At 52.8% G+C, this 21,714-nt stretch carries 20 protein-coding genes; 9 read left to right on the forward strand and 11 right to left on the reverse strand.

The window, feature by feature from the left end; translation table 11 throughout:
• Window positions 1-147 precede the first annotated feature (147 nt).
• From yieE to RAHAQ2_RS06855, 4 genes are all read left to right on the forward strand, one after another.
• On the forward strand, window positions 148-1,020 hold the full coding sequence (gene yieE, locus RAHAQ2_RS06840) for a DNA-binding transcriptional regulator YeiE (RefSeq protein ID WP_015696527.1): 873 nt from the start codon (window positions 148-150) through the stop codon (window positions 1,018-1,020).
• 131 nt (window positions 1,021-1,151) lie between these two features.
• Window positions 1,152-2,627, forward strand: a complete 1,476-nt coding sequence (locus RAHAQ2_RS06845) for an amino acid permease (protein ID WP_015696528.1) — start codon at window positions 1,152-1,154, stop codon at window positions 2,625-2,627.
• 233 nt (window positions 2,628-2,860) lie between these two features.
• Window positions 2,861-3,943: a FecCD family ABC transporter permease gene (locus RAHAQ2_RS06850; RefSeq protein ID WP_015696529.1), complete on the forward strand. Its 1,083-nt coding sequence runs from the start codon at window positions 2,861-2,863 to the stop codon at window positions 3,941-3,943.
• Window positions 3,943-4,779, forward strand: a complete 837-nt coding sequence (locus RAHAQ2_RS06855; RefSeq protein ID WP_015696530.1) for an ABC transporter ATP-binding protein — start codon at window positions 3,943-3,945, stop codon at window positions 4,777-4,779. The genes RAHAQ2_RS06850 and RAHAQ2_RS06855 overlap by 1 nt, the downstream gene beginning before the upstream one ends.
• A 193-nt stretch (window positions 4,780-4,972) precedes the next feature.
• Here the strand turns inward: RAHAQ2_RS06855 and RAHAQ2_RS06860 are convergent, their stop codons facing one another.
• Together RAHAQ2_RS06860 and ompC are read right to left on the reverse strand one after the other, a co-directional pair.
• The gene (locus tag RAHAQ2_RS06860; protein ID WP_015696531.1) at window positions 4,973-5,779 is read right to left on the reverse strand and encodes a 5'-nucleotidase, lipoprotein e(P4) family; all 807 of its coding nucleotides are present in this window, start codon (window positions 5,777-5,779) and stop codon (window positions 4,973-4,975) included.
• A gap of 202 nt (window positions 5,780-5,981) precedes the next feature.
• Window positions 5,982-7,091 (reverse strand): porin OmpC, encoded by a 1,110-nt coding sequence (gene ompC, locus RAHAQ2_RS06865; protein ID WP_015696532.1) that lies wholly within the window; start codon window positions 7,089-7,091, stop codon window positions 5,982-5,984.
• 324 nt (window positions 7,092-7,415) lie between these two features.
• Between ompC and dinG the strand changes: the two genes are divergently transcribed.
• The 4 genes from dinG (at window position 7,416) to RAHAQ2_RS06885 (ending at window position 13,135) form a co-directional block, all read left to right on the forward strand.
• Complete coding sequence (dinG, locus tag RAHAQ2_RS06870) at window positions 7,416-9,590, forward strand: ATP-dependent DNA helicase DinG (protein WP_015696533.1); 2,175 nt, start codon at window positions 7,416-7,418, stop codon at window positions 9,588-9,590.
• Between the two features lie 45 nt (window positions 9,591-9,635).
• Window positions 9,636-10,598, forward strand: a complete 963-nt coding sequence (gene ybiB, locus RAHAQ2_RS06875; protein WP_015696534.1) for a DNA-binding protein YbiB — start codon at window positions 9,636-9,638, stop codon at window positions 10,596-10,598.
• 220 nt (window positions 10,599-10,818) lie between these two features.
• A complete protein-coding gene (locus RAHAQ2_RS06880; RefSeq protein WP_015696535.1) occupies window positions 10,819-11,160 on the forward strand; it encodes a zinc ribbon domain-containing protein YjdM in 342 nt (113 codons plus the stop codon).
• A 112-nt stretch (window positions 11,161-11,272) separates the two neighbouring features.
• Window positions 11,273-13,135, forward strand: a complete 1,863-nt coding sequence (locus RAHAQ2_RS06885; protein WP_015696536.1) for a M3 family metallopeptidase — start codon at window positions 11,273-11,275, stop codon at window positions 13,133-13,135.
• 86 nt (window positions 13,136-13,221) lie between these two features.
• Here the strand turns inward: RAHAQ2_RS06885 and RAHAQ2_RS06890 are convergent, their stop codons facing one another.
• Entirely contained in the window at window positions 13,222-13,851 is a 630-nt protein-coding gene (locus tag RAHAQ2_RS06890; protein ID WP_015696537.1) for a flavin reductase family protein, read from the reverse strand.
• A 206-nt stretch (window positions 13,852-14,057) separates the two neighbouring features.
• Between RAHAQ2_RS06890 and rlmF the strand changes: the two genes are divergently transcribed.
• Window positions 14,058-15,026: a 23S rRNA (adenine(1618)-N(6))-methyltransferase RlmF gene (rlmF, locus tag RAHAQ2_RS06895; RefSeq protein WP_015696538.1), complete on the forward strand. Its 969-nt coding sequence runs from the start codon at window positions 14,058-14,060 to the stop codon at window positions 15,024-15,026.
• A 457-nt stretch (window positions 15,027-15,483) separates the two neighbouring features.
• Here the strand turns inward: rlmF and RAHAQ2_RS06900 are convergent, their stop codons facing one another.
• The 8 genes from RAHAQ2_RS06900 to RAHAQ2_RS06935 all read right to left on the reverse strand — a co-directional run bounded on the left by RAHAQ2_RS06900 (window position 15,484) and on the right by RAHAQ2_RS06935 (window position 21,675).
• Window positions 15,484-15,723, reverse strand: a complete 240-nt coding sequence (locus tag RAHAQ2_RS06900) for a hypothetical protein (protein ID WP_015696539.1) — start codon at window positions 15,721-15,723, stop codon at window positions 15,484-15,486.
• A 757-nt stretch (window positions 15,724-16,480) separates the two neighbouring features.
• On the reverse strand, window positions 16,481-17,203 hold the full coding sequence (gene glnQ, locus RAHAQ2_RS06905; protein ID WP_015696540.1) for a glutamine ABC transporter ATP-binding protein GlnQ: 723 nt from the start codon (window positions 17,201-17,203) through the stop codon (window positions 16,481-16,483).
• The gene (glnP, locus tag RAHAQ2_RS06910) at window positions 17,200-17,859 is read right to left on the reverse strand and encodes a glutamine ABC transporter permease GlnP (protein WP_013574682.1); all 660 of its coding nucleotides are present in this window, start codon (window positions 17,857-17,859) and stop codon (window positions 17,200-17,202) included. Before glnP ends, glnQ begins: the two co-directional genes overlap by 4 nt.
• A 107-nt stretch (window positions 17,860-17,966) precedes the next feature.
• A complete protein-coding gene (gene glnH, locus RAHAQ2_RS06915) occupies window positions 17,967-18,710 on the reverse strand; it encodes a glutamine ABC transporter substrate-binding protein GlnH (protein WP_013574683.1) in 744 nt (247 codons plus the stop codon).
• A 400-nt stretch (window positions 18,711-19,110) separates the two neighbouring features.
• Entirely contained in the window at window positions 19,111-19,377 is a 267-nt protein-coding gene (locus RAHAQ2_RS06920) for a DksA/TraR family C4-type zinc finger protein (RefSeq protein WP_015696541.1), read from the reverse strand.
• 126 nt (window positions 19,378-19,503) lie between these two features.
• Window positions 19,504-20,007, reverse strand: coding sequence for a DNA starvation/stationary phase protection protein Dps (gene dps / locus RAHAQ2_RS06925; RefSeq protein ID WP_015696542.1), 504 nt, complete (start codon window positions 20,005-20,007; stop codon window positions 19,504-19,506).
• A 412-nt stretch (window positions 20,008-20,419) separates the two neighbouring features.
• Window positions 20,420-21,097, reverse strand: coding sequence for an anti-sigma factor (locus tag RAHAQ2_RS06930; RefSeq protein WP_015696543.1), 678 nt, complete (start codon window positions 21,095-21,097; stop codon window positions 20,420-20,422).
• Window positions 21,094-21,675: an RNA polymerase sigma factor gene (locus RAHAQ2_RS06935; RefSeq protein ID WP_015696544.1), complete on the reverse strand. Its 582-nt coding sequence runs from the start codon at window positions 21,673-21,675 to the stop codon at window positions 21,094-21,096. Before RAHAQ2_RS06935 ends, RAHAQ2_RS06930 begins: the two co-directional genes overlap by 4 nt.
• Window positions 21,676-21,714 lie beyond the last annotated feature (39 nt).

A 21,714-nucleotide genomic window follows, 5' to 3' on the forward strand; every position in this document is an offset into this window, starting at 1 on the left:
GCGCTTATATAAAAATGAAATAGATTATTACTTTATAACCTATCGCTAAAACTGGTATAAAACAATCAATCAAAACAGGCCGGTTATGCAAAGGTCTATACTTAAAGCACGGCGTGCCGACAGGCGCGTGAGAATAGCGGGACATTTATGCACATAACATTGCGACAACTTGAAGTTTTCGCCGAGGTGCTGAAAAGCGGTTCGACCACGCAGGCGTCGGTTGTGCTTTCATTATCACAATCGGCGGTCAGTGCGGCGCTGGCCGATATCGAAGGGCAGCTTGGCGTGCAGTTATTTGACCGTGTCGGGAAGCGGCTGGTAATTAATGAGCATGGGCGTTTGCTCTATCCGAAAGCGCTGGCGTTGCTCGAACAGGCGGGCGAAATTGAGCGTCTGTTTAATCACGATAACGGTTCGCTGCGCATTGGCGCGAGCAGCACCATCGGCAACTATATGCTGCCGGCGATGATCGCGGATTACCGTCTGGATTTCCCCAATACGCCACTGGAGCTGAACGTCGGTAACACTAACGATGTCATTAATGCGGTGGCGGATTTTCGTGTTGACCTCGGGCTGATCGAAGGCCCGTGTCAGATGCCGGAACTGATCACACAACCCTGGCTGGATGACGAACTGGTGGTGTTTGTTGCACCGGAAAATCCGCTGGCGGGACGGGTCATTTCGCTGGAGTCGCTGGCGCGTGAACCCTGGATCCTGCGCGAGCGCGGATCCGGTACCCGTGAAGTGCTGGATCACCTGCTGTTGCCTCAGTTGCCCGATTTTAATCTGGTGATGGAGCTTGGGAATTCCGAGGCAATCAAGCACGCGGTACGGCATGGCATCGGGATCAGTTGCCTTTCGCGGCGGGTGATTTCTGAGCAACTGAGCACGGGTTCGCTGGTGGAAATCCGGCTGCCTGTCGCGCCGCTGGTGCGTAAACTTTACCTGATCCATCACCGGCAAAAACATATCTCCGGGGCATTATCACGGTTTCTAACCTATTGTCGCGAAGCCCAATAACGGTCTTTCACTAATGATCCGCGGCCAGTTATGAAGGTGTCTTATAACAGGTCGTTCCTGCTATTCAGAGCGGCAGGTTTTGCTACAATCCGCGCTTAAATTTCCACATGACGAGCGGATATAGGGAAAAAATGGCTCAACAACCTACAAAAAATACGCAGGTGGCTCCCACACTGCGTCGCGAGCTGAAGGCACGTCACTTAACGATGATCGCCATCGGCGGTTCAATTGGTACGGGGTTATTCGTTGCATCAGGTGCGACAGTTTCCCAGGCAGGGCCGGGCGGGGCACTGCTTTCGTACGCATTAATTGGCATCATGGTTTACTTCCTGATGACCAGTCTCGGTGAACTGGCGGCCTTTATGCCGGTTTCCGGTTCATTCTCCACCTACGGCTCCCGCTATGTCGAAGAAGGCTTCGGTTTCGCACTGGGCTGGAACTACTGGTACAACTGGGCTGTCACCATCGCGGTTGACCTGGTCGCCTCACAACTGGTGATGAACTACTGGTTCCCGGACGCGCCGGGCTGGATCTGGAGCGCCTTGTTCCTCGGTCTGATCTTCCTGCTCAACTACATTTCCGTGCGCGGTTTTGGCGAGGCGGAATACTGGTTCTCGCTGATCAAAGTGGTGACCGTCATCATCTTTATCGCCGTCGGCGTACTGATGATCACCGGCATTATGCGCGGTGCTGAAAGCGCGGGCTGGCATAACTGGGCCATTGGTGATGCACCGTTTGCAGGCGGATTTGCCTCAATGATAGGCGTGGCGATGATCGTCGGCTTCTCCTTCCAGGGGACTGAACTGATCGGTGTGGCGGCGGGTGAATCTGAGGATCCGGGCAAGAATATTCCGCGTGCGGTTCGTCAGGTGTTCTGGCGTATCCTGCTGTTCTATATTCTGGCGATTCTGGTCATCAGCCTGATCATTCCTTACACCGACCCGAGCTTGCTGCGTAATCAGGTCGGCGATATCTCCGTCAGCCCGTTCACACTGGTGTTCCGTAATGCCGGTCTGTTATCCGCGGCGGCGGTAATGAATGCCGTGATCCTGACGGCGGTATTGTCTGCCGGTAACTCCGGAATGTACGCCTCAACCCGCATGCTGTTTACGCTGGCAAGTGAAGGTAAAGCGCCGCGCATGTTCGCCAAACTGTCGAAAGGCGGTGTACCACGCAACGCGCTGTATGCCACCACCATCGTGGCTGCGCTGTGCTTCCTGAGCTCAATGTTTGGTAATCAGACCGTTTACCTGTGGCTGCTGAACACCTCGGGCATGACCGGTTTCATCGCCTGGCTGGGGATTGCGGTCAGCCATTACCGCTTCCGTCGCGGTTATGTTTTGCAGGGGCGTGATCTGAAGAAACTGCCTTATCTGTCTGGTTTCTTCCCGTTCGGTCCGGTTTTCGCCTTTGTGCTGTGTCTGATCATTACGCTGGGCCAGAACTATCAGGCGTTCCTGAAAGACACCATTGACTGGGGCGGTGTGGCGGCAACTTACATCGGCCTGCCGCTGTTCCTGATCATCTGGTTCGGCTACAAGTTGAGCAAAGGCACCAAAGTGGTGAAATACAGCGACATGGAATTCCCGGATCACGTCGATAAGTAACAGACCCGGATTTTCATATTCTTGAAGCGCGGAGCCCAGGCTCCGCTTTTTTTTGTCTGCGATCCATGCCGGGAGCCTTATAACGTCATGCTTTGTTACCCCTTGTTTAATCTGCACGCCTGATAGGTTTTGCAAAACACATTGATAATTATTATCATTTCTTTCCTTCCTACGGGAACCACAAAACATGTTCTCCCGCCGTAAGTTTTTAACTTAATGAGATTGAAGCGAAAATGAGTGCAACTACCGAACCCGCCCTGAGGGTGAACGTCAACGCCGAAGACAGCGTTATGGGGCGATACCAGAATATCGTGCGCCGCCGTCTGTTCGTTATGCTGATCCTGGTACTGGCGATTGTCGTCTCCCTGGTGATTGATTTCATTATGGGGCCTTCGGGGTTATCGCTCGGCACGTTGTGGAAAACGCTGTTTGACGCCGCAGCGGCGGATCCGGGCACGCGGGTGATTGTCTGGGATATTCGTTTGCCTTACGCGCTGATGGCGGTGGCGGTCGGGATGTCGCTGGGCCTGGCCGGTGCTGAAATGCAGACCATCCTCAATAACCCGCTGGCCAGCCCGTTTACGCTGGGCGTGTCGTCTGCCGCGGCGTTCGGTGCCGCGCTGGCGATTGTGCTGGGTATTGGTATTCCGGGCGTGCCGGATCAATGGTTTATCTCTGCTAATGCCTTTATTTTTGCCTTATTTGCCGCACTGATGCTCGACGGCATCACCCGCTGGACGCGCGTCGCCAGCTCCGGTGTGGTGCTGTTTGGTATCGCGCTGGTCTTCACTTTCAACGCACTGGTTTCGCTGATGCAATTTATCGCCACCGAAGACACCTTACAGGGGCTGGTTTTCTGGACGATGGGCAGCCTGGCGAGAGCATCCTGGGTGAAACTGGGTGTGATGGTGCTGGCTTTCCTGATCCTGCTGCCATGGTCGATGATGAGTGCGTGGAAACTCACGGCGCTGCGACTGGGCGAAGATCGCGCCGTCAGCTTTGGTATTGATGTCCGCCGTCTGCGTCTGGGTACATTGCTACGTATCAGCATCCTTTCCGCGCTGGCGGTGGCATTCGTCGGGCCGATTGGTTTTATCGGACTGGTGGCACCGCATATCGCCCGCCTGATGTTTGGTGAAGATCACCGTTTCTATCTGCCCGCCAGTGCGCTGATTGGTGCACTGGTGTTGTCAATGGCGTCGGTGGCCTCTAAAAATCTGGTGCCGGGCGTCATTATTCCTGTCGGCATCGTGACGTCTCTGGTTGGCGTGCCGTTCTTCCTGAGTATTATTCTGCGCCACCGGGGGAATGTCTGATGTCTGTGATGTTAGAAACGCATCCTGAAGATTTACTGAATGCCGCGACACAAGGGTTGCAAATTCGTGATTTCAACGCCGGATATCCGAAACGACAAGTGATCCGTCATCTGAATGTGCCGATGTTGCCACGCGGGAAAATTACGGTTCTGCTCGGACCAAACGGCAGCGGAAAATCGACCCTGTTGCGTTCTCTCGCCGGGCTTAACCGCGCAGAAGGGCAACTGATGCTCGACGGACACGATTTAATGCCGATGCCGTTTGCACGACGTGCAGAGCAGGTGGTGTACCTGCCGCAAACTCTGCCTGCGGGCGTGCATCTGCATGTGCTGGAATCCATTATCGTGGCGCAGCGTGCGTCCGGCGGAAAAGGCAAAAATGCGGAAGGCACCGACAAAGTGATGGCGCTTTTGCGTCAGTTGGGTATCGAACATCTGGCGCTGAGTTATCTCGATCAGCTTTCCGGTGGTCAGAAGCAACTGGTCGGCCTGGCGCAATCGCTGATCCGCCAGCCGTCATTACTTTTGCTCGACGAACCGCTGAGCGCACTCGATCTCAACTACCAGTTCCATGTCATGGATCTGGTGCGTAAGGAAACGCAGAAACGCAATATCGTGACGGTGGTTGTGGTGCATGACATCAATATCGCCCTGCGTCATGGTGACCGCGTGCTGATGCTTAAAGATGGCAATCTGATCGCCGATGGCGAACCGGAAGACGTGATCACCGCCGACAGTCTGGCCCGCGTTTACGGCGTACGGGGGAGAATTGAGCGCTGCTCGCAGGGGACACCACAGATATTGATTGACGGGTTAGTGGGGGATCCGGAGATTTAACGTTATGTCCTGACAAAAGGCAGACATTACTCAGGCGTTCACCGATCCGCTCCCTCCCCTGCGAAGGGGAGGGCCGGGGTGGGGTATTAACGCAAACACATTGGGTGATGTTTCCGCTCAGACCATTGATTTACAGTCTAAAACCCCCTCCCAACCTCCCCCTTCGCAGGGGGAGGAGCAAACCGCAACGGGCTTACTTCCCGCTCCACGCCTTCAAATTCTGATCCCGCGCTGACAGTTTCTGCTCAGGCGTCAGCTTGTTGTAATCCTTCGCCAGACCGCTTTCCCAGTCGCCATACAGCGGGTTCGGCAGCACGATATATTGTGTGCCGAAGTGCTGATGGTTCTGATTCACAAACGCACGACGTTGCTCGTTACCCTGATGGTAAGTCGCTGAACCAAAATCATTCAGGTTATCGCCGATATAAATCACAACGTGATAGCCCGCGGCCTTGATGGAATCAAAACGTGGCTGCTTGTTAGAGGTATCAGAACTCAGCAACATGGTTTTTTCGTTGGCGCCGGTAAAGCCCAGACGGTTCATGTTGTCCAGTGTCGCGGCATATTCGCTGGTTTTGCGGTTAGACACGTAGAACATCGTGCCGCCGTGAGTGTTGACGTAATTAGCGAATTCAACAGCGCCGGGCACGGCCGTTGCCTGGCGGGCAGCGGTCCACTGAGCCCAGGTTTTGCTGTCGAATGGCTTGTTCGCTTTGACCTGCCACGCACTGTATGCGCTGTTATCTAGCATGGTTTCATCGAGGTCAACGACAACCGCTTTCTTCTGGCCGGCCAGAGGCTGCGCCTGATCAAAGGCCATTTTTGCCGTGTTAAATGCCTGATAAGCCAGCGCCTGATATTCACCAGATTGCTGGAACCAGTTCAGCGCCATGACGGACTGATCGTTGAGCTTCTGCTGGGCATCCGTTTTTTGCTGCGCACAGCCGCTGAGGGCCAGCATGATTAAGGCACTGGTGGTGCAAAGCGAAATTTTATTCATTGGTTGTCCCTATGCTTGTTAAGAAAGATTCGCATTCATGAAAATCGTTAAAACTTTAGCAGATTCAGCGGGGTGTGAAAGAATAAATGACAATTTACGCGAGATGCGCCGGAAAATGGCAAAAATGAAAAAGGCCGGAGGGTGAGTCCGGCCAAAAAAATCAAAGACAGAGAAATAACAATGAGGGGGTAAACGCTTAAATTTAGAACTGATAAACCAGGCCAACGGCAGTAACATCGTCGTTGTTCAGCGCCAGTTTATTGTCGTCAGACAGTTGGTTGATTTTATAATCAACATAAGCAGACATATTTTTGTTGAAATAATAGGTCGCGGCTACGTCAACGTATTTAACCAGGTCGGCATCACCGATGTTTTCAATATCTTTCGCTTTAGTCTGGACGTAACCCAGTGAAGGGCGCAGGCCATTTTCAAACTGATATTGTGCAACAGCTTCGAAGGTTTGTGTTTTATTCGCAAAACCGCTGCCAGCCGGTGCGTCTGCAATTCCGCCAGGCACGGTAATAGCCAGCATATTACGGGTTTCAGCATACATGGCGGCTAAATAAACGCCATTAGCGTCATATTTCATGCCGCCTGTCCATGCGTCCGCTTTATCACCTTTGCCGTAAGTGGAATTACTCTGAGCCGTGGTGCGGTCTGAAGAAGCATACGCGCCGCCGAAGCTCACACCAGTGTCACCCAGTGCGTAAGTGGTAGAAAGTGCATAACCGTCGCCGTTAGCTGTGCTGCTGCCGCGACCGTCGTTTTCATTTTTGCCCTGGTACTGAACGGCAACGTTCAGACCGTCAACCAGGCCGAAGAAGCCGCGGTTACGGTAAGTGGCTACGCCGTTAGTACGGCCAGTCATGAAGCGGTCAGCTTTGGTATAACCGTCGCCGCCGAATTCAGGGAACATATCGGTCCAGGCTTCAACGTCGTACAATGCGCCGTAGTTACGGCCATAGTCGACGGAACCGTATTGACCAAATTTCAGACCTGCAAAGGCCAGACGGGTTTTCGTGCCGGTGGTGCTTGGCGTTTTGCTGTCAGATTCAGCATGGTTAGCCATGACGTTGTATTCCCACTGGCCGTAGCCGGTGATCAGGTCATTAATTTGTGTCTGGCCTTTAAAACCGAAACGAATATAGCTCTGGTCGCCGTCATTGCTGGCAGAGTCAGAGAAGTAATGCAGACCTTTTACTTTACCGTACAGATCCAGTTTATTACCGTCTTTATTATAAACTTCCGCTGCGTGAGCTCCTGATGCAATCAGTAAACCAGGAATTAAAAGTGCCAGAATATTACGTTTCATGAATTTTTACCCTGCATTTTCTATTAAAAGCTTTTCGGGAAAGCTTTATATGAAGTCTTATGGAAAGACGCTAATTATCATTTTTTGCTGTGCATTCCGTGTGGACTCGGATTTTTCTCAGCGAGAGTTTTTTACCGTATATTTGTGATCAATTTATGACAAACAGAAATGAACTTTTTCTTTTTTTACACGTCGTGCATTTTTTCTCCATAAAGTTTGACCCCGCCAAATGCCTGGATCCACGATTTCGGGCTGCGCCAGAAGCCGGTCTGTGTGACAATAGCCCCTGACACTCCGGTCCTACTTTCAACTAAAAAGAGATGCATGGCGCTTTCCCCCGCAGTAAAAAATCAGATAAGCCAGTGGTACAAAGCCCTGCAACAGCAAATCCCGGACTTCATTTCCCGCGCTCCGCAACGTCAGATGATTGCAGAGGTGGCGAAAGCGTTCTCGGGTGACTCGGCACGGCATCTGGCCATTGAGGCGCCAACCGGCGTCGGGAAAACGCTGTCCTATCTGATCCCCGGCATTGCCGTCAGCCGCGAGGAAGAAAAACCGTTGATTGTCAGCACCGCCAACGTGGCGTTGCAGGATCAGATTTTCAGTAAAGATTTACCGCTGCTGAAAAAAATCATTCCTGACCTGAAATTCACCGGCGCATTCGGGCGCGGTCGGTATGTCTGCCCGCGCAATCTGGCGGCAATGAGTAACGAAAATGCGCAGGGCGATCTCGGCTTATTCCTCGGCGATGAACTGGCACCTTCCAGCGGCGAAGAACAGAAACTCTGTAAAACGCTGGAAACCGCTCTGTCCCGCTACGAGTGGGACGGATTACGCGATCACTACCAGAAAACTATTGACGATCCGCTGTGGATAAAAATCAGTACTGACAAAGCCAACTGCCTCAGCCGTAACTGCCACTATTTCCGTGAATGCCCGTATTTTGTCGCGCGCAAAGAGATTGAAAGTGCCGATGTGGTGGTAACCAACCATGCGCTGGTGATGGCCGCGCTGGAATCGGAATCGGTGCTGCCGCCGGCGAAAGATCTGCTGCTGGTGCTCGACGAAGGCCATCATCTGCCGGACGTGGCGCGCGATGCGCTGGAAGTCGATGCCGAAATCACGGCGGTGTGGAATAACCTGCAACTGGATAACTTTGTGCGCCAGATTGAGCAATGTCTGGCGCTGTTCACCCCGAAAAATCCGCCGCCGTTGACCCATGCTGAACGCCTGCATAATCACTGCGCCGAAATGCGTGAACTCATAGTGCTGGTTGAACAGTCGGTCAGTCAGCATCTGCCGCCTGCGGAACCGGAAGCCGAATACCGTTTCGAGCTGGGTGCTTTGCCGCCGGAACTCACCGAACAGTGCAGCCGCCTGTTTAAACTCACCGATGGCCTGCGCAGTCTGGCGGAATACATGGTCAACGACCTGAGCGAGAAGACCGGCAAACATGACATTATGCGTTTGCATCGCGCGATTTTGCATATGAGCCGCATGCAGGGGTATCTCGAAACCATGAGCAAACTGTGGCGGCTGGCGGCGATGGACAAAGCTTCGAATGCGCCGATTGGCAAATGGGTGACGCGAACGTATTTCGATAACCAGACGCATCTGGTGTTTCATTGCGCGGGGATCCGGGTCAGTGAACAGCTGGAAAAAATGCTCTGGCGCAAAGTGCCGCACGTGGTGATCACTTCCGCGACACTGCGCTCGCTGAACAGTTTTTCCCGACTTCAGGAAATGAGCGGACTGACAGAAAAAGCCGGTGACCGGTTTGTCAGCCTGGATTCGCCGTTCAGTCATGTCACTCAGGGCAAGCTGGTTATTCCACAAATGACGCTGGAACCGGTGATGGCGAATGAAGCCGCACATATTCAGGAAATGGCGGATTTCTTCCGCACCGAGCTGGCGAAAGGGCTGCATACCGGTCAGCTGGTATTGTTTGCCAGCAACCGGGCGTTACAGCAATTCGTCGCCCTGTTGCCGGACCTGCGCCTGATGTTGCTGGTGCAGGGTGACCAGCCGCGTTACCGGCTGGTGGAGGAGCACCGTAAACGTGTGGCGGCGGGCACCACCAGCGTGCTGGTCGGTCTGCAATCGTTCGCGGAAGGCTTAGATCTCAAAGGGGAATTACTGACGCAGGTGCATATCCATAAGATCGCTTTCCCCCCAATAGACAGTCCGGTTATTCTGACGGAAGGCGAGTGGCTGAAAACGCTCAAACGCTATCCGTTTGAAGTGCAGAGTTTGCCCAGCGCGTCATTCAATCTGATCCAACAGGTCGGGCGACTGATCCGCAGCCATGAATGCACGGGTGAAATCGTGATTTATGATAAGCGCCTGCTGACGAAAAGTTACGGCGCACGCCTGCTGGCCGCATTGCCAGTGTTCCCGATTGAACAGCGTGAAATGCCCGCGCCCGGTACAGTGAAGCGCCCTGATATTCTCAAGACCGCGAAGAAAGACCCGGTTCGTCGCCGTGCGCGCAGACGATAACTTCTTTGCACTGACACATGCTTGCACAGACAAGGTAAGGCTACGATGGATTACACTAAACTTATCAAAGAAGTGGGACGGGGCAAGAATCACGCCCGTGATTTGGACCGGGAGCAGTCGTATGCGTTGTATCGCGCCATGCTGGCGGGCGAGGTGCCGGATCTGCAACTCGGTGCGCTGTTGATTGCATTTCGTATCAAAGGCGAAGCGGAAGAAGAAATGCTCGGTTTTTATCAGGCGATGGAAGAGTGCGTGATGCACCTTCAGGCACCCGCTGACCGTCCGCTGCCGGTGGTGATCCCAACCTATAACGGCGCACGTAAACAGGCGAATCTGACGCCGCTGCTGGCTATGCTGCTCAGCCGTCTCGGTTTGCCGGTGCTGGTGCATGGTGTGGATGAAGATCCGACCCGTATCACCAGCGCTGAAATTTTCCGCGCCCTCGGCATCCACGCAGCGCAAAGCCAGCAGGAGGCACAACAGTTGTCAGATGCGGCTAACGCCCCGGTGTTTGTGCCGATCTCCGTACTTTGTCCGCCAGTCGAAAAACAGCTCGCGTTACGCTGGCAAATGGGGGTGCGAAACAGCAGCCATACCCTGGCGAAGCTCATCACACCGTTTACCGGTCAGGGTTCCCTGCGTTTATCGAGCGTTTCTCACCCTGAATACGTGCAGCGTGTTTCCTCGTTCTTCCGTCAGATTGATGGCCGCGCGCTCCTGACGCAGGGCACCGAAGGGGAAGTGTATGCCAACCCGTCACGCTTCCCGCAAACGCACTTTATCGCCGGTGGCGAATATCGTGTTCTGGCAGAAAAGGAAGAGATTTTCGGTGCGGACGTACCGGCAAGCAAAGACGTGGAGACCACCGTCGCGTACATCACCCAGTGTCTGAATGGCGAGCGCGCCATCCCGCAGGCGATTCTGACTCAACTGATGTGCTGTCTGGTGGCAACCGGCGTTTGTGCCGATATGGCCGAAGCGAAAATGATTGTGGATCCGATATTCTGATTACGTTCTGGCGAACTCGATCCGCTCCCTCCCCTGCGAAGGGGAGGAGTTAAAAAACTGCCTGTATTCCTCTATAAATCCTGCGTTTAAGTCCGGCTCAGCTCCCAAAAAACTCCATTACCCTGTTCAAAAGTGTGGTTAACCGCTAAAATAGAGAAACTACGAAATCTATTAACTGATTTCATTCGCTTTTTTTATAAAGCTTTATGGAGATTTAACTATGGAAACGTTACCGGCTTGCCCGACGTGTCAATCCGAATTCACCTGGCAGGACGGTGAAATGCTTAACTGCCCTGAATGTGGACATGTGTGGTCCATGAACAGTGATGCTGCTGCGGAAGATGATGTGCTGAAAGTCGTGGATGCCAACGGTAATCTGCTGGCGGATGGCGATTCTGTCACGGTGATCAAAGACCTGAAAGTGAAAGGCAGTTCTTCGATGCTGAAAATCGGTACCAAAGTGAAAGGCATTCGTTTAGTCGAAGGTGATCACAATATCGACTGCAAAATTGACGGTTTTGGCCAGATGAAACTCAAATCTGAGTTTGTTAAGAAAAACTGATCTCCGCACTATCCTGCCTGACATTCAAAAGCGGTTCTGCCATATCGACATAACCGCTTTGCGAACATACACTCAATGCATAATCTCGTTAACTTTCAGCAGAGAAGAATGCATGAAACAGGCTCAGGACTACTTTAACGCCCTCAATCGCGATTACCTCAAAGTCCATCAGGACAAAGAAAATTTGTTCTGGCAACACTATATGGGCATCGGTGATGACACTGTTTCTGCGGCTTTCTCCGCTGCCGAAACGGCGTACAAACGCTTTATCGCCGAACCTTCCCGCCCGCAGGCATTGCGTGATGCGATTGCCCGCGTCGAAAAAGAACCCGCCAGCGAAGCGCGTGATGCCTTACTTCACGGCCTGCGCGGCTGGCTGAGTTTCTTTGACTGCAACGTGATTGAAGACCCTCAGGCGCAGGCGCTGCTGGACGAAATCATTCAGGCGGAATCCGCGCTGTTTGGCAAACGTAAGCAATACCGCATGACGCACATCAACAGCAAAGGAGAGCGTGTTAACGCTTCTCTCGGCGAGTTGCTGACCAATCAGGCGAATAACGAAAATGAAGCTTATCGCCGCAGTTCGCAAAATGCGTTGCGCGAACTGGAGAACTGGCTGCTGCATAACGGATTGCCTGAGCTGATCGGTTTGCGTAACCGCTTTGCGCGTCAGCTTGGGTACCGCAACTACTTCGACTATAAAGTGAATAAAACCGAGCGCATGTCGCCGGAACAGTTATTCGCCATTCTCGATCGTTTCGAAGAACAAACCCGTGAAAGCAACACCCGCAGCCTCAATGAACTGGTCGCACGTGAAGGCGACGCCGCACTGCTGCCGTGGAATATCCGCTTTGCCAGTGCCGGTGACGTTACCCGCCAGCTTGATCCTTACTTCCCGTTCGCCGATTCCCTGCGTCGCTGGATAGACAGCTTCAAACGCCTGAATATCGGTTTCAACGGCGCAGAGATGCAACTGGATTTACTGGTGCGTGAAGGCAAATATGAGAATGGTTTTATGCACGGGCCGGTGCCGCCGTTTTACGACAACGGTAAATGGGTGCCAGCGGTGATTAACTTCACCAGCCTGGCGAAGCCTGATCAGATTGGCAGTGGCGCGAATGGCCTGAATACGCTGTTCCATGAAGGCGGCCATGCGGCGCACTTTGCCAATATCCGCCAGAATGCGCCATGTTTCTCGCAGGAATTCCCGCCGACATCGATGGCCTATGCGGAAACGCAATCCATGTTCTGCGACAGCCTGCTGGAAGATGCGGACTGGCTGAAGCGTTACGCAAAAAATACCGCCGGTGAGCCGGTGCCGGATGAACTGATCCGGGCAAGCATTGAAGCCCGTCAGCCGATGCGTTCCTTCAATGAGCGTCACATTCTGCTGGTGCCGTATTTTGAATGGCAGCTTTATCAGTGGCCGGATGAGAAACGCACGCCGGAAGCTATGACGGCGCTGGCGCGTGATGTCGAAACCCATATTCTGGGCGTAACCGGCAGCCCGCGTCCGACGCTCGCTATTCCGCATCTGCTTTCCATGGAATCCGCCTGTTCCTATCAGGGCTATCTGCTGGCGATGATGGCCGTAGAACAGACCCGCGCATTCTTCCTGAAACGCGACGGCTATCTGACCGATAACCCGGCTATTGGCCCGGATCTGGCCAGACACTACTGGACGCCGGGTAACAGCGTCAGTCACGACGATACGCTGCGCAGCCTGACCGGCGAGGGATTCAATCCCGATTATCTGGCACAGGCCTGTAATCAGACGGTGGATGCGGCGTGGCAGGATGCGCAGCAGACCATTGAAAAAGCCTCAAAACGTGAACAGCCCGAAGCGGATTTCGACCTGAATGTGCATATCCGGGTGGTGGACGGCAGTTTGATCCTCGCGGACAGCGCCGACGGCGATGACGCGATGTGTCAGGATTTTGCCGATTTCGTTGAGCAGAACTACGGTAATAAATAGTTACGGCAGCGAATAACCGTCATTGATGAAAAAGCCACCGGCAGTGTGAACTGCACGGTGGCTTTTTTTATCGCAAGATTGTTAACTCAGCGGGCGTCGGGGCGCGTCAGATCGAAACGTAAGTCTTCGGAAATGGCGTAATACGCCGACGGGCCGCCCGCGCGTAATACCGGTTCCGCCAGTGCAGTCTGATAAATCCCGTCCACCAGCAGATGTGGCGCGATATGTACGGCGACCACTTCACCCAGCACCAGCCAGGTATCGATATCGCCGCCAGCGGCGGTTTTCAGCTGAATGCATTGCGTGAGCCTGCATTCAAAATTCACCGGGCTTTCCAGCACACGGTCAGCGGCTACAAGCGTGCCGGGCTGCGCGGTCAGTCCTGCAAATTCAAATTCATCCACGCCGCGCTCAAGAGAGGTCGAGCTTTCATTCATTTTGACCGCCAGCGAGCGGGTGGTCAGGTTCCAGACGAATTCGCCGGTTTCCACAATGTTTGCCACGCTGTCTTTCCAGCCGCTGCTGGCGAAACCGATGATCGGTGGCCGGTAATTGAAGCAGTTAAAGAAACTGTAGGGCGCGAGATTGCGCTGTCCGGCGGCATTGCGTGAAGAGATCCAGCCAATCGGACGCGGGCCGACAATGGCGTTTAACGGGTCATGGGGCAGCCCGTGGCCTTTAGCCGGTTCGTAGTAATAGCGATCATCAGTGCTCATGATTTTCCTCAGCAAACAATTCATAAAGACTATGATTTGTACATTACCCGATTTAACCGGGCGGTGACCGTTTTTATGTGCCCGGTTCAGCCTGCATGCATCCGGCAGGCGGCGGCGCTTTGTGGTATCTTGTGCGCCATTCATGAATATCCAACGCCCCATCGCATATTTTATGCGTCGCGCACACCTTTCGGAGAGTCACTCAGGTGGAAAAAAAGAAAGTCTTCCCTCAGGAAAAAAGCGGTCTTCACCCGCGAAATCGTCATCGCAGCCGCTATGATTTCCCGGCCCTGATTGCCAGCAGCCCGGAACTTGCCCCGTTCGTGGTCGAAAATAAATGGGGCGATTTGTCGGTTGATTTCGCCAATGCTCAGGCGGTAAAAGCCCTGAACCGTGCCTTGCTGCGCGACTGCTATCAGATTGAAAACTGGGATATTCCGGCTGATTATCTGTGCCCGCCCATTCCGGGGCGTGCGGATTATATTCACCACCTGGCTGATTTACTGGCTGGCAGCAATAACGGCAATATCCCGCAGGGCAAAGACATCTCTGTGCTGGATATCGGTGTCGGTGCAAACTGTATTTATCCGATTATTGGCTTGCGTGAATACGGCTGGCGCTTTACCGCCAGTGAGATTGACCCGGTTTCTATGGCGGCGGCCAAGAAAATTGTCGCCACCAATCCGCAACTGACCAATCAGGTACGTTTCCGTTTGCAGGCGAAACCGCAGCGTATTCTCGACACCATTATCCGCCACGATGAGCGCTACGACGCGGTGTTATGTAATCCGCCATTCCACGCTTCGGCGGCAGATGCGGCATCCGGCAGTCAGCGTAAACGTCAGAACCTCGGTCTGGACAGACGTGCGGGTACGGCGGAGCTTAATTTCGGCGGCCAGCATAACGAATTGTGGTGTGAAGGCGGCGAAGAAGCCTTTGTTGTCCGCATGGCAGAAGAAAGTGCCGGTAAGGCGCAGAACTGTTTCTGGTACACCGTGCTGGTTTCCAAAAAAACAACGCTGCCGTTACTGTATGACGCACTTCGCGAAGAGGGCGCAACGGATGTCCGCACGGTCGAAATGGTGCATGGCAACAAGATCAGCCGTTTTGTCGCCTGGACTTTCCTGACACCTTCGCAGCAAAAAAGTTGGGCAATCAAACGCTGGTCAGTCTGATCACGTTGTGAATTCCTCTGGCGGTTGAAATTGATCAGTTCACGCAAAGCATCCGCGACGGCGAAGGCATGAGTTGCAGGGAGCCGCTGCAACGGGGCGGCTAACCGAACGCTTTCTCACTCGCCGTGAAGGCTGAATTGTGAAAATTTCGGTTTCTCAAGTGCGGTGAACGCTTAACGCGCTGCGCCGAAACCGCCCAAGAGAGGGAAGTGCTTTCCCTCTCTTGGATCTCTCCCCGCTTTTTTTACTGCGCGCTCCGCTCGCTGGCTATGTTTCAGGTACCACCGTGACAGGCTGGAAATCTTGCCGCTTTGCGGTGCCTTCTCTCGGTGTTCGAGCCATAGGTCTCGAACCCGCTCCGTTCAGCAAGCTTTCTGAATCGCCCGTGAGTTTCCACATACTCGATCTGCTCCTCCCCCTGCGAAGGGGGAGGCGGGGAGGGGGTTTTAAAGACGACTCAAACGGCTATTTGATCCATAACGTCTTCATCATTTGCTGAAAATGCCAGCACATCGTTTAAGAGGTTCAGCCTTTCCAAAAGAACAAAATTCAGTATTTCTTTAGCGACTGGATTGCAGATCTCGGTGATAGCCAGACACAGTGCTCGGCATTGATCACAAAGTTCATCGGGTTCAAGCGGTGTCTTATCGAACAGGCCATCAGCGGTAGGATTCGGTAAAGAAGTAGAAGTAATCATGGTAAACCCTCAAATGTTTGGTGTGGCGTCATACATGCGTTGCAAATCGCATGGGTGGCAGATCAAACAGAGTTTGCAATACCGGACATTTGAGAAAACCAGCCAGCCCGAAGGCTGCTCTGTCTGATCCGCCATAATATGCTGGCGGAGATCCACGGTGTATTTAACCATGAATATTTCAAATGTCACAGGTTGCAAATCCTGGCTACGGATTTTGCCGCAGCAGGAAACAATTTACGCCGATTAATTTAATAAAAAACTGGCTTTTCAAAGCATTGGAAAGCATCTCGCAAACAAAAATGTAATCAATGTAAAGCATAGATTCAGGTAATATTACGAGTAACTTCATCACTGAGTCGTTATTAAAACCCCCTACCCGCCTCCCCCCTTCGCAGGGGGAGGAGCAGATCGAGTATGTGGAAACTCCCCCTTCGCAGGGAGGAGCAGATCGAGTACGTGGAAACTCACGGGCGATTCAGAAAGCTTGCTGAACGGAGCGGCCTGAAGACCTGTGGCTTCAGGACCGAGAGAAGGCACCGCAAAGCGGCAAGATTTCCAGCCTGTCACGGTGGTACCTGAAACATAGCCAGCGAGCGATAGCGCGCAGTAAAAAAGCGAGGGGAAATCCAAAAGGGGAAAAGCACTTTCCCCTTTTGGGCGGTTTCGGCGCAGCGCGTTAAGTGATCATCGCACTTGAGAAACCGAAATGTTTTCGATCAAAGGGGGTTAAAAGCCGCCTTTGCAGCGGCCTTCTGCATCACGAAACGTGTTGCAGGAACTCACGCAGACGTTCACTCGGCGGATTGTTCACCAGATCAGCCGGTTTGCCGTCTTCTGCAATGCGACCTTTGTCGATGAAGATTAAGCGTGATGCCACTTTCTCGGCGAAGCCGACTTCATGGGTCACGATAACCATCGTCATGCCTTCTTCCGCCAGTTGCTTCATGACGGTCAGCACTTCGTGACGCAGTTCAGGGTCGAGCGCAGAGGTGGGTTCATCAAACAGCATCAGTTTAGGTTTCACTGCCAGCGCACGGGCGATTGCCACGCGCTGCTGCTGACCACCGGAAAGCTCTGACGGATAGTGGTGCGCGCGTTCGGACAAGCCCACTTTTGCCAGCAGTTCTTTCGCCAGTTTATGGGCTTCATCCTTCGACGCACCACGAACGCGAATCGGGCCGAACGCCACGTTTTCCAGCGCTGTCATGTGCGGGAACAGGTAGAACTGCTGGAACACCATACCGGCTTCCTGGCGGATCAGACGTTCATCGACTTTCGGGTCGTTCACTTTCAGACCATCGACAATCAGCTCGCCGGACGTGATTTCTTCCAGCTTGTTGATGCAGCGCAGCAGCGTGGATTTACCGGAGCCGGATGGCCCGATGATAACCACGACTTCACCCTGAGAAATGTTCAGATCGATGTCATGGAGCACCTGGGTTTTACCAAAGTGTTTTGAGACGTTCTTGAATTCAATCATATAATTTTCAGTTTGCGTTCTAAGCGGCGCAGAACAAAGCTCAGAGCCAGCGTGATGATCAGATAGATAACAGCAACCGCACTCCAGATTTCCATGGCGCGGAAGTTGCCGGCGATGATTTCCTGGCCCTGACGGGTCAGTTCGGCGACACCGATGACGATAAACAGTGAGGTATCTTTGATACTCACAATCCACTGGTTACCCAACGGTGGCAGCATACGGCGCAATGCCAGCGGCATGATGATGTAACGCAGCGTCGCACGGCGCGACAAACCCAGCGCCAGGCCAGCTTCACGGAAACCGTTGTGAATCGACAACACCGCGCCACGCGTAATTTCAGCGATATAAGCACCGGAGTTGATGATGATCGTCACCACCGCCGCGCTGAACGGGTCGATCCGCAGATCGGGCACCATCATCGGCAGGGCGAAATAAATGAACATTACCTGTACGACGATAGGCGTGCCGCGAATAAGCTCGATAAAGACCAGTGCGACGTTGCTGCTAAACCAGCCACCGAACGCGCGGGCAAAGCCCGCAATCACACCAATAATCAGGCCGCCAACCAGACCGAGGACCGAAATCCACAATGTCATTTTGGCGCCTTCGAGCAGGATAGGCAGAGCGGGCCAAATTACGCTCCAGTCAAACTGCATGGATTATCTCCTGGTAAAACAAAAAACTGCGCCTGGTCAGGATCGCTGGCAGGCGCTTCTTATCAAGTGCTCTTTCTGAAAAAGGAACGACTTAAATGAAAAAGGACTTATTTAGGTTCGGTATCAAACCATTTTTTGTAGATTGCCGCGTAAGTACCATTCTCTTTGATGGTTTTGAGCGCTGCGTTGGCTTTTTCGCGCAGATCACTGCCTTGCGGGAAAGCAATACCGTATTGCTGGCCAGCCAGTGAATCGCCAACCGCTTTGAACTGACCTTTGCCAGCCGTTTTGATGAAGTACAGAATGTTTGGCGTGTCGTGCATGACCGCATCAGCACGGCCGGTGCCCAGTTCCATGTAAGCGCTGTCGATGTTCGGGAACTGACGCAGATCTTTGGTCTGTACGTTAGCTTTCATGTAATCAACGGAGCTGGTGCCGCTTTTCACTGCAACGGTTTTGCCTTTCAGATCAGCAACGCTTTTGATGGCGTCGTTGTTGCTCTTAACCATGACCATCAGACCGCTGTTGTAATAGCCGTCAGAGAAGTCGATGGCTTTTTTACGTTCAGGCGTGATGGTGATACCCGCCAGCGCCAGATCGATGTTATGCGTCTGCAGGGCAGGAATGATGCCGCCGAAGTCCATTGGTTTCAGTTCATAGGAGACTTTCATCTCTTTAGCGACCGCGTCCCACAGGTCAATGTCGAAGCCGACGTACTTGTCGCCTTGTTTGAATTCAAACGGTACAAACGCAGTGTCGGTAGCTACGATCAGTTTTTTGTCTGCTGCGTGGGAGCTCACGGCAAAGGCCAGGGTTAACGCGGCCAGGGAAACTTTTAAGAGTGACTTCATCAGTGAATTTCCTTTGTACATATTATGGGAACGACTTTATATTACGGCGCTTTAATGCAATATTCATGCCAAATTCCATGCATATTAAAATTCAATAGCTTAACGCTTTGCTGAACCGTTCAGGCAGGGATTAAAAGCTGAAGCGCACCATGATAGTGCGTTGTTGCACATTGTCATGTTCTCTCGTGGTGCACGGCATCATCATTAACCATATGTTGTATTTTAAACAATCATTAATTAACAAGTACGCTGCTCAAATGATAACTTGCTCTAACTTTATCGGTACATGCGTAAAACGTGTGCTCAAATATGAAGCAAATGTAAAGGGGGGCAGGGAGGAATAACAGAGAAAATGCCTTTTGTTGAACCATAATGGTGCAAGGTAATATAAGAGAAAGTTCTAGCGTAGCTGGCTGTCTTTACTGCCACGACGATTGTAGCCCGCATGATCCTGCTGTTTTTTATCCAGAGCTGCCTGACAGGTGACACAATACTGCACACCCTGAAGCGCTTCCCGGCGCGCCTGTGGAATGGGTTCGCCACACTCCTTACAAAAATGCGCGCTTTCGCCATGCCCGAGAGACTGACGTGCGCGATCGACCGCATCATTTACCGTTGAATCAATCTGATCCTGCACTGCGCCGTCTTGCGCCCATCCGCTTGCCATAATGACCTCCTCAGAAGCGTATCAAAAAAGGCAAAACGGGCCGGTGATTGTCACCCGCCCGTTTCACATTCATCATGAAGCAATTATGGTAGCCACTGTTTTATGATTGTGGCTACCGGATCCTGATTACTCGATATTTGATTCGATGAACCACAGGAATTTATCCAGGTCGCGCGATGCGGCAGTGAAAATATCTGCGGTGTCTTCATCTTCGACTTCGCTTATGGCTTTGCGGGTATCATTAGCGACGACGGCATAACGTTCTGCCAGTGCTTTCAGATGTTCCTGCACGGTATGGATGTTGGTCGGGTAACTTTTCAGCGGAGTTTTATCGTTAACCACCTGCACGGTACCCAGCGCTACGCCACCTAACTGCACCACACGTTCTGCGATGGTGTCCTGATGGTCGATAATCGCGGTACGGAAACCATCAAGCATTTCATGCACGGCAATGAAGTTTGCGCCACGCATGTTCCAGTGAGCCTGTTTGGTGATCAGCGACAGATCGATGTATTCAGTCACCAGACGGTTCAGCACCTTGATAGTATTGAGTTTGACGCTTTCATCTAAATCATTGCGTGTATAGATAAGCTCAGAAGATTTCGTTTTGACCAGTTTAGCGGTACTCATATACATATCTCCTTGTTTCATTAAAATTAATCGCTACTATTGTATTTCGTAACTGCATTCAGTATAGCAATAAATTGAAAATTTGCAGGGCGTCTATTCCTATCGTTCTGATAGCGTGTGTCTTATAGACCCTGCGGCAATTTCACTTCTACCTTATCACGCTGATTTATAAGGTAGATAGGATTCATCCTGAACGTCACGCTCTATTAAGGTGATAAAATACACTAAAAGTGATAATTATTTTCATTACGCAGGGAAGATATTTTTAAATGTAAGTGGGCGTGTGTGGATATATTATTATCAGGCGTTTTCCTCTGGGGCGGAATACGAAAAATAAACCTAACCGTTGCAGTATCAATATTGAAAATATAACAGCGGGATAATACCCGCCGTTAATCACCGTTTACTGTTTTTAAAGCGCCATCGCACCGCTATACAAAACGGCGCCCGTCGGTTGCCCTGTCGTTGAACCGCCGCGCGGCTCGAGGCTTATCGCCAGCGTAAAACCTGCATCCGGCATTTTCGCTGCCAGCGCCAGTTGCGTGGGTTGTTGCGTATTCAGTAATCCGAGGGAGCGCGGCTTACCGCCCGGCGGAATAGCCCACAGTTCAAGACTGCGGTCCGCGGCAATATTCTGCGCATTAATTGGCGTCAGCAACAGGCTGCGGGTGCTCTTGTCAGCGCTGACCACCCATTGCCCGTTTTGTGCACCGGTACTGCTGGCCAGTATCGCCACCGGCAACGGGGCTTCTGGCTGGACCAGCAGACGAGGGATCAGCAACAACGCGGCAAGTCCGGCGGCCAGCGCCCAGCCCATGTACGCCCGCACCGGTCGTCTGGCCGGTAGCGGAGGTCTTGCCGGTTGCAGCGCAAGGCTGTGCTGAATGCGTTTCCACACCGATGCAGGCGGTATGACCGGAGTAATCTGATTATCCAGTTGCGTGAAGGCTTCCTGCCAGCGCGCCACTTCGGCCGCCAGTGCCGGGTCTTCCCGCATTTTTTGTCCGAACTGAATCCGGGCTGCGCCGCGCAAGGTGCCGAGCGCATATTCAGCCGCGAGGGCGGCATGATAATGGCTTCTGCTTTTCATAGTCCTACGCAGCTCTTTAAGTGATCCAGGGCGCGACGGATCCAGCTTTTGATCGTCCCGAGAGGTTGCTGAAGATGCGATGACACCTCGCCGTGCGACAGGCCCTGATAATAGGCAAGGATCAGGCTTTGTCTTTGTTCGGCAGGCAGATGGGCCAGGCAGGCGGCCAGAATTTTGGCGTCGCTGTCCTGTTGCAGCCGTTGCAAGGGTTCATCATGGTCGCTGGCATCACCGTCACTCATTGTCTCGTCCAGTTCATCTACCTGGTTGTCGCTCCCGCGCATCCAGTCGATAGCGCGGTTGCGGACAATATGGGTGAGCCAGGTCATCGGGGAACTGAGTGCCGGATTATACGAGGCAGCCCGGTTCCACGCGGTGATATAGCTGTCGTGCAAGACTTCTTCTGCCCAGGCATGCCGCCGCAACATACGTAATGCAACGGCGAACAGCCGGGGGGACGTCAGACGATATAACTGCTCAAATGCCTGATGGTTACCAACGGCCATGGCGCTCATCAGTTCGCGCTGTACTGCCTGCGCATTCTCTGGTGTTGGCTTAATTAAAAAATTGTCATGCATTCGCGCATCCTGGCTTACTGAAGTGCTGTTTCATAAAGA

Source organism: Rahnella aquatilis CIP 78.65 = ATCC 33071 (assembly GCF_000241955.1).
In the GTDB taxonomy this organism is placed as follows: domain Bacteria; phylum Pseudomonadota; class Gammaproteobacteria; order Enterobacterales; family Enterobacteriaceae; genus Rahnella; species Rahnella aquatilis.

Coding starts and splice junctions, on each gene's coding strand:
- yieE (WP_015696527.1), top strand. CDS start 148: ATGCACATAACATTGCGACAACTTGAAGTTTTCGCCGAGGTGCTGAAA.
- RAHAQ2_RS06845 (WP_015696528.1), top strand. CDS start 1,152: ATGGCTCAACAACCTACAAAAAATACGCAGGTGGCTCCCACACTGCGT.
- RAHAQ2_RS06850 (WP_015696529.1), top strand. CDS start 2,861: ATGAGTGCAACTACCGAACCCGCCCTGAGGGTGAACGTCAACGCCGAA.
- RAHAQ2_RS06855 (WP_015696530.1), top strand. CDS start 3,943: ATGTCTGTGATGTTAGAAACGCATCCTGAAGATTTACTGAATGCCGCG.
- RAHAQ2_RS06860 (WP_015696531.1), bottom strand. CDS start 5,779: ATGAATAAAATTTCGCTTTGCACCACCAGTGCCTTAATCATGCTGGCC.
- ompC (WP_015696532.1), bottom strand. CDS start 7,091: ATGAAACGTAATATTCTGGCACTTTTAATTCCTGGTTTACTGATTGCA.
- dinG (WP_015696533.1), top strand. CDS start 7,416: ATGGCGCTTTCCCCCGCAGTAAAAAATCAGATAAGCCAGTGGTACAAA.
- ybiB (WP_015696534.1), top strand. CDS start 9,636: ATGGATTACACTAAACTTATCAAAGAAGTGGGACGGGGCAAGAATCAC.
- RAHAQ2_RS06880 (WP_015696535.1), top strand. CDS start 10,819: ATGGAAACGTTACCGGCTTGCCCGACGTGTCAATCCGAATTCACCTGG.
- RAHAQ2_RS06885 (WP_015696536.1), top strand. CDS start 11,273: ATGAAACAGGCTCAGGACTACTTTAACGCCCTCAATCGCGATTACCTC.
- RAHAQ2_RS06890 (WP_015696537.1), bottom strand. CDS start 13,851: ATGAGCACTGATGATCGCTATTACTACGAACCGGCTAAAGGCCACGGG.
- RAHAQ2_RS06900 (WP_015696539.1), bottom strand. CDS start 15,723: ATGATTACTTCTACTTCTTTACCGAATCCTACCGCTGATGGCCTGTTC.
- glnQ (WP_015696540.1), bottom strand. CDS start 17,203: ATGATTGAATTCAAGAACGTCTCAAAACACTTTGGTAAAACCCAGGTG.
- glnP (WP_013574682.1), bottom strand. CDS start 17,859: ATGCAGTTTGACTGGAGCGTAATTTGGCCCGCTCTGCCTATCCTGCTC.
- glnH (WP_013574683.1), bottom strand. CDS start 18,710: ATGAAGTCACTCTTAAAAGTTTCCCTGGCCGCGTTAACCCTGGCCTTT.
- RAHAQ2_RS06920 (WP_015696541.1), bottom strand. CDS start 19,377: ATGGCAAGCGGATGGGCGCAAGACGGCGCAGTGCAGGATCAGATTGAT.
- dps (WP_015696542.1), bottom strand. CDS start 20,007: ATGAGTACCGCTAAACTGGTCAAAACGAAATCTTCTGAGCTTATCTAT.
- RAHAQ2_RS06930 (WP_015696543.1), bottom strand. CDS start 21,097: ATGAAAAGCAGAAGCCATTATCATGCCGCCCTCGCGGCTGAATATGCG.
- RAHAQ2_RS06935 (WP_015696544.1), bottom strand. CDS start 21,675: ATGCATGACAATTTTTTAATTAAGCCAACACCAGAGAATGCGCAGGCA.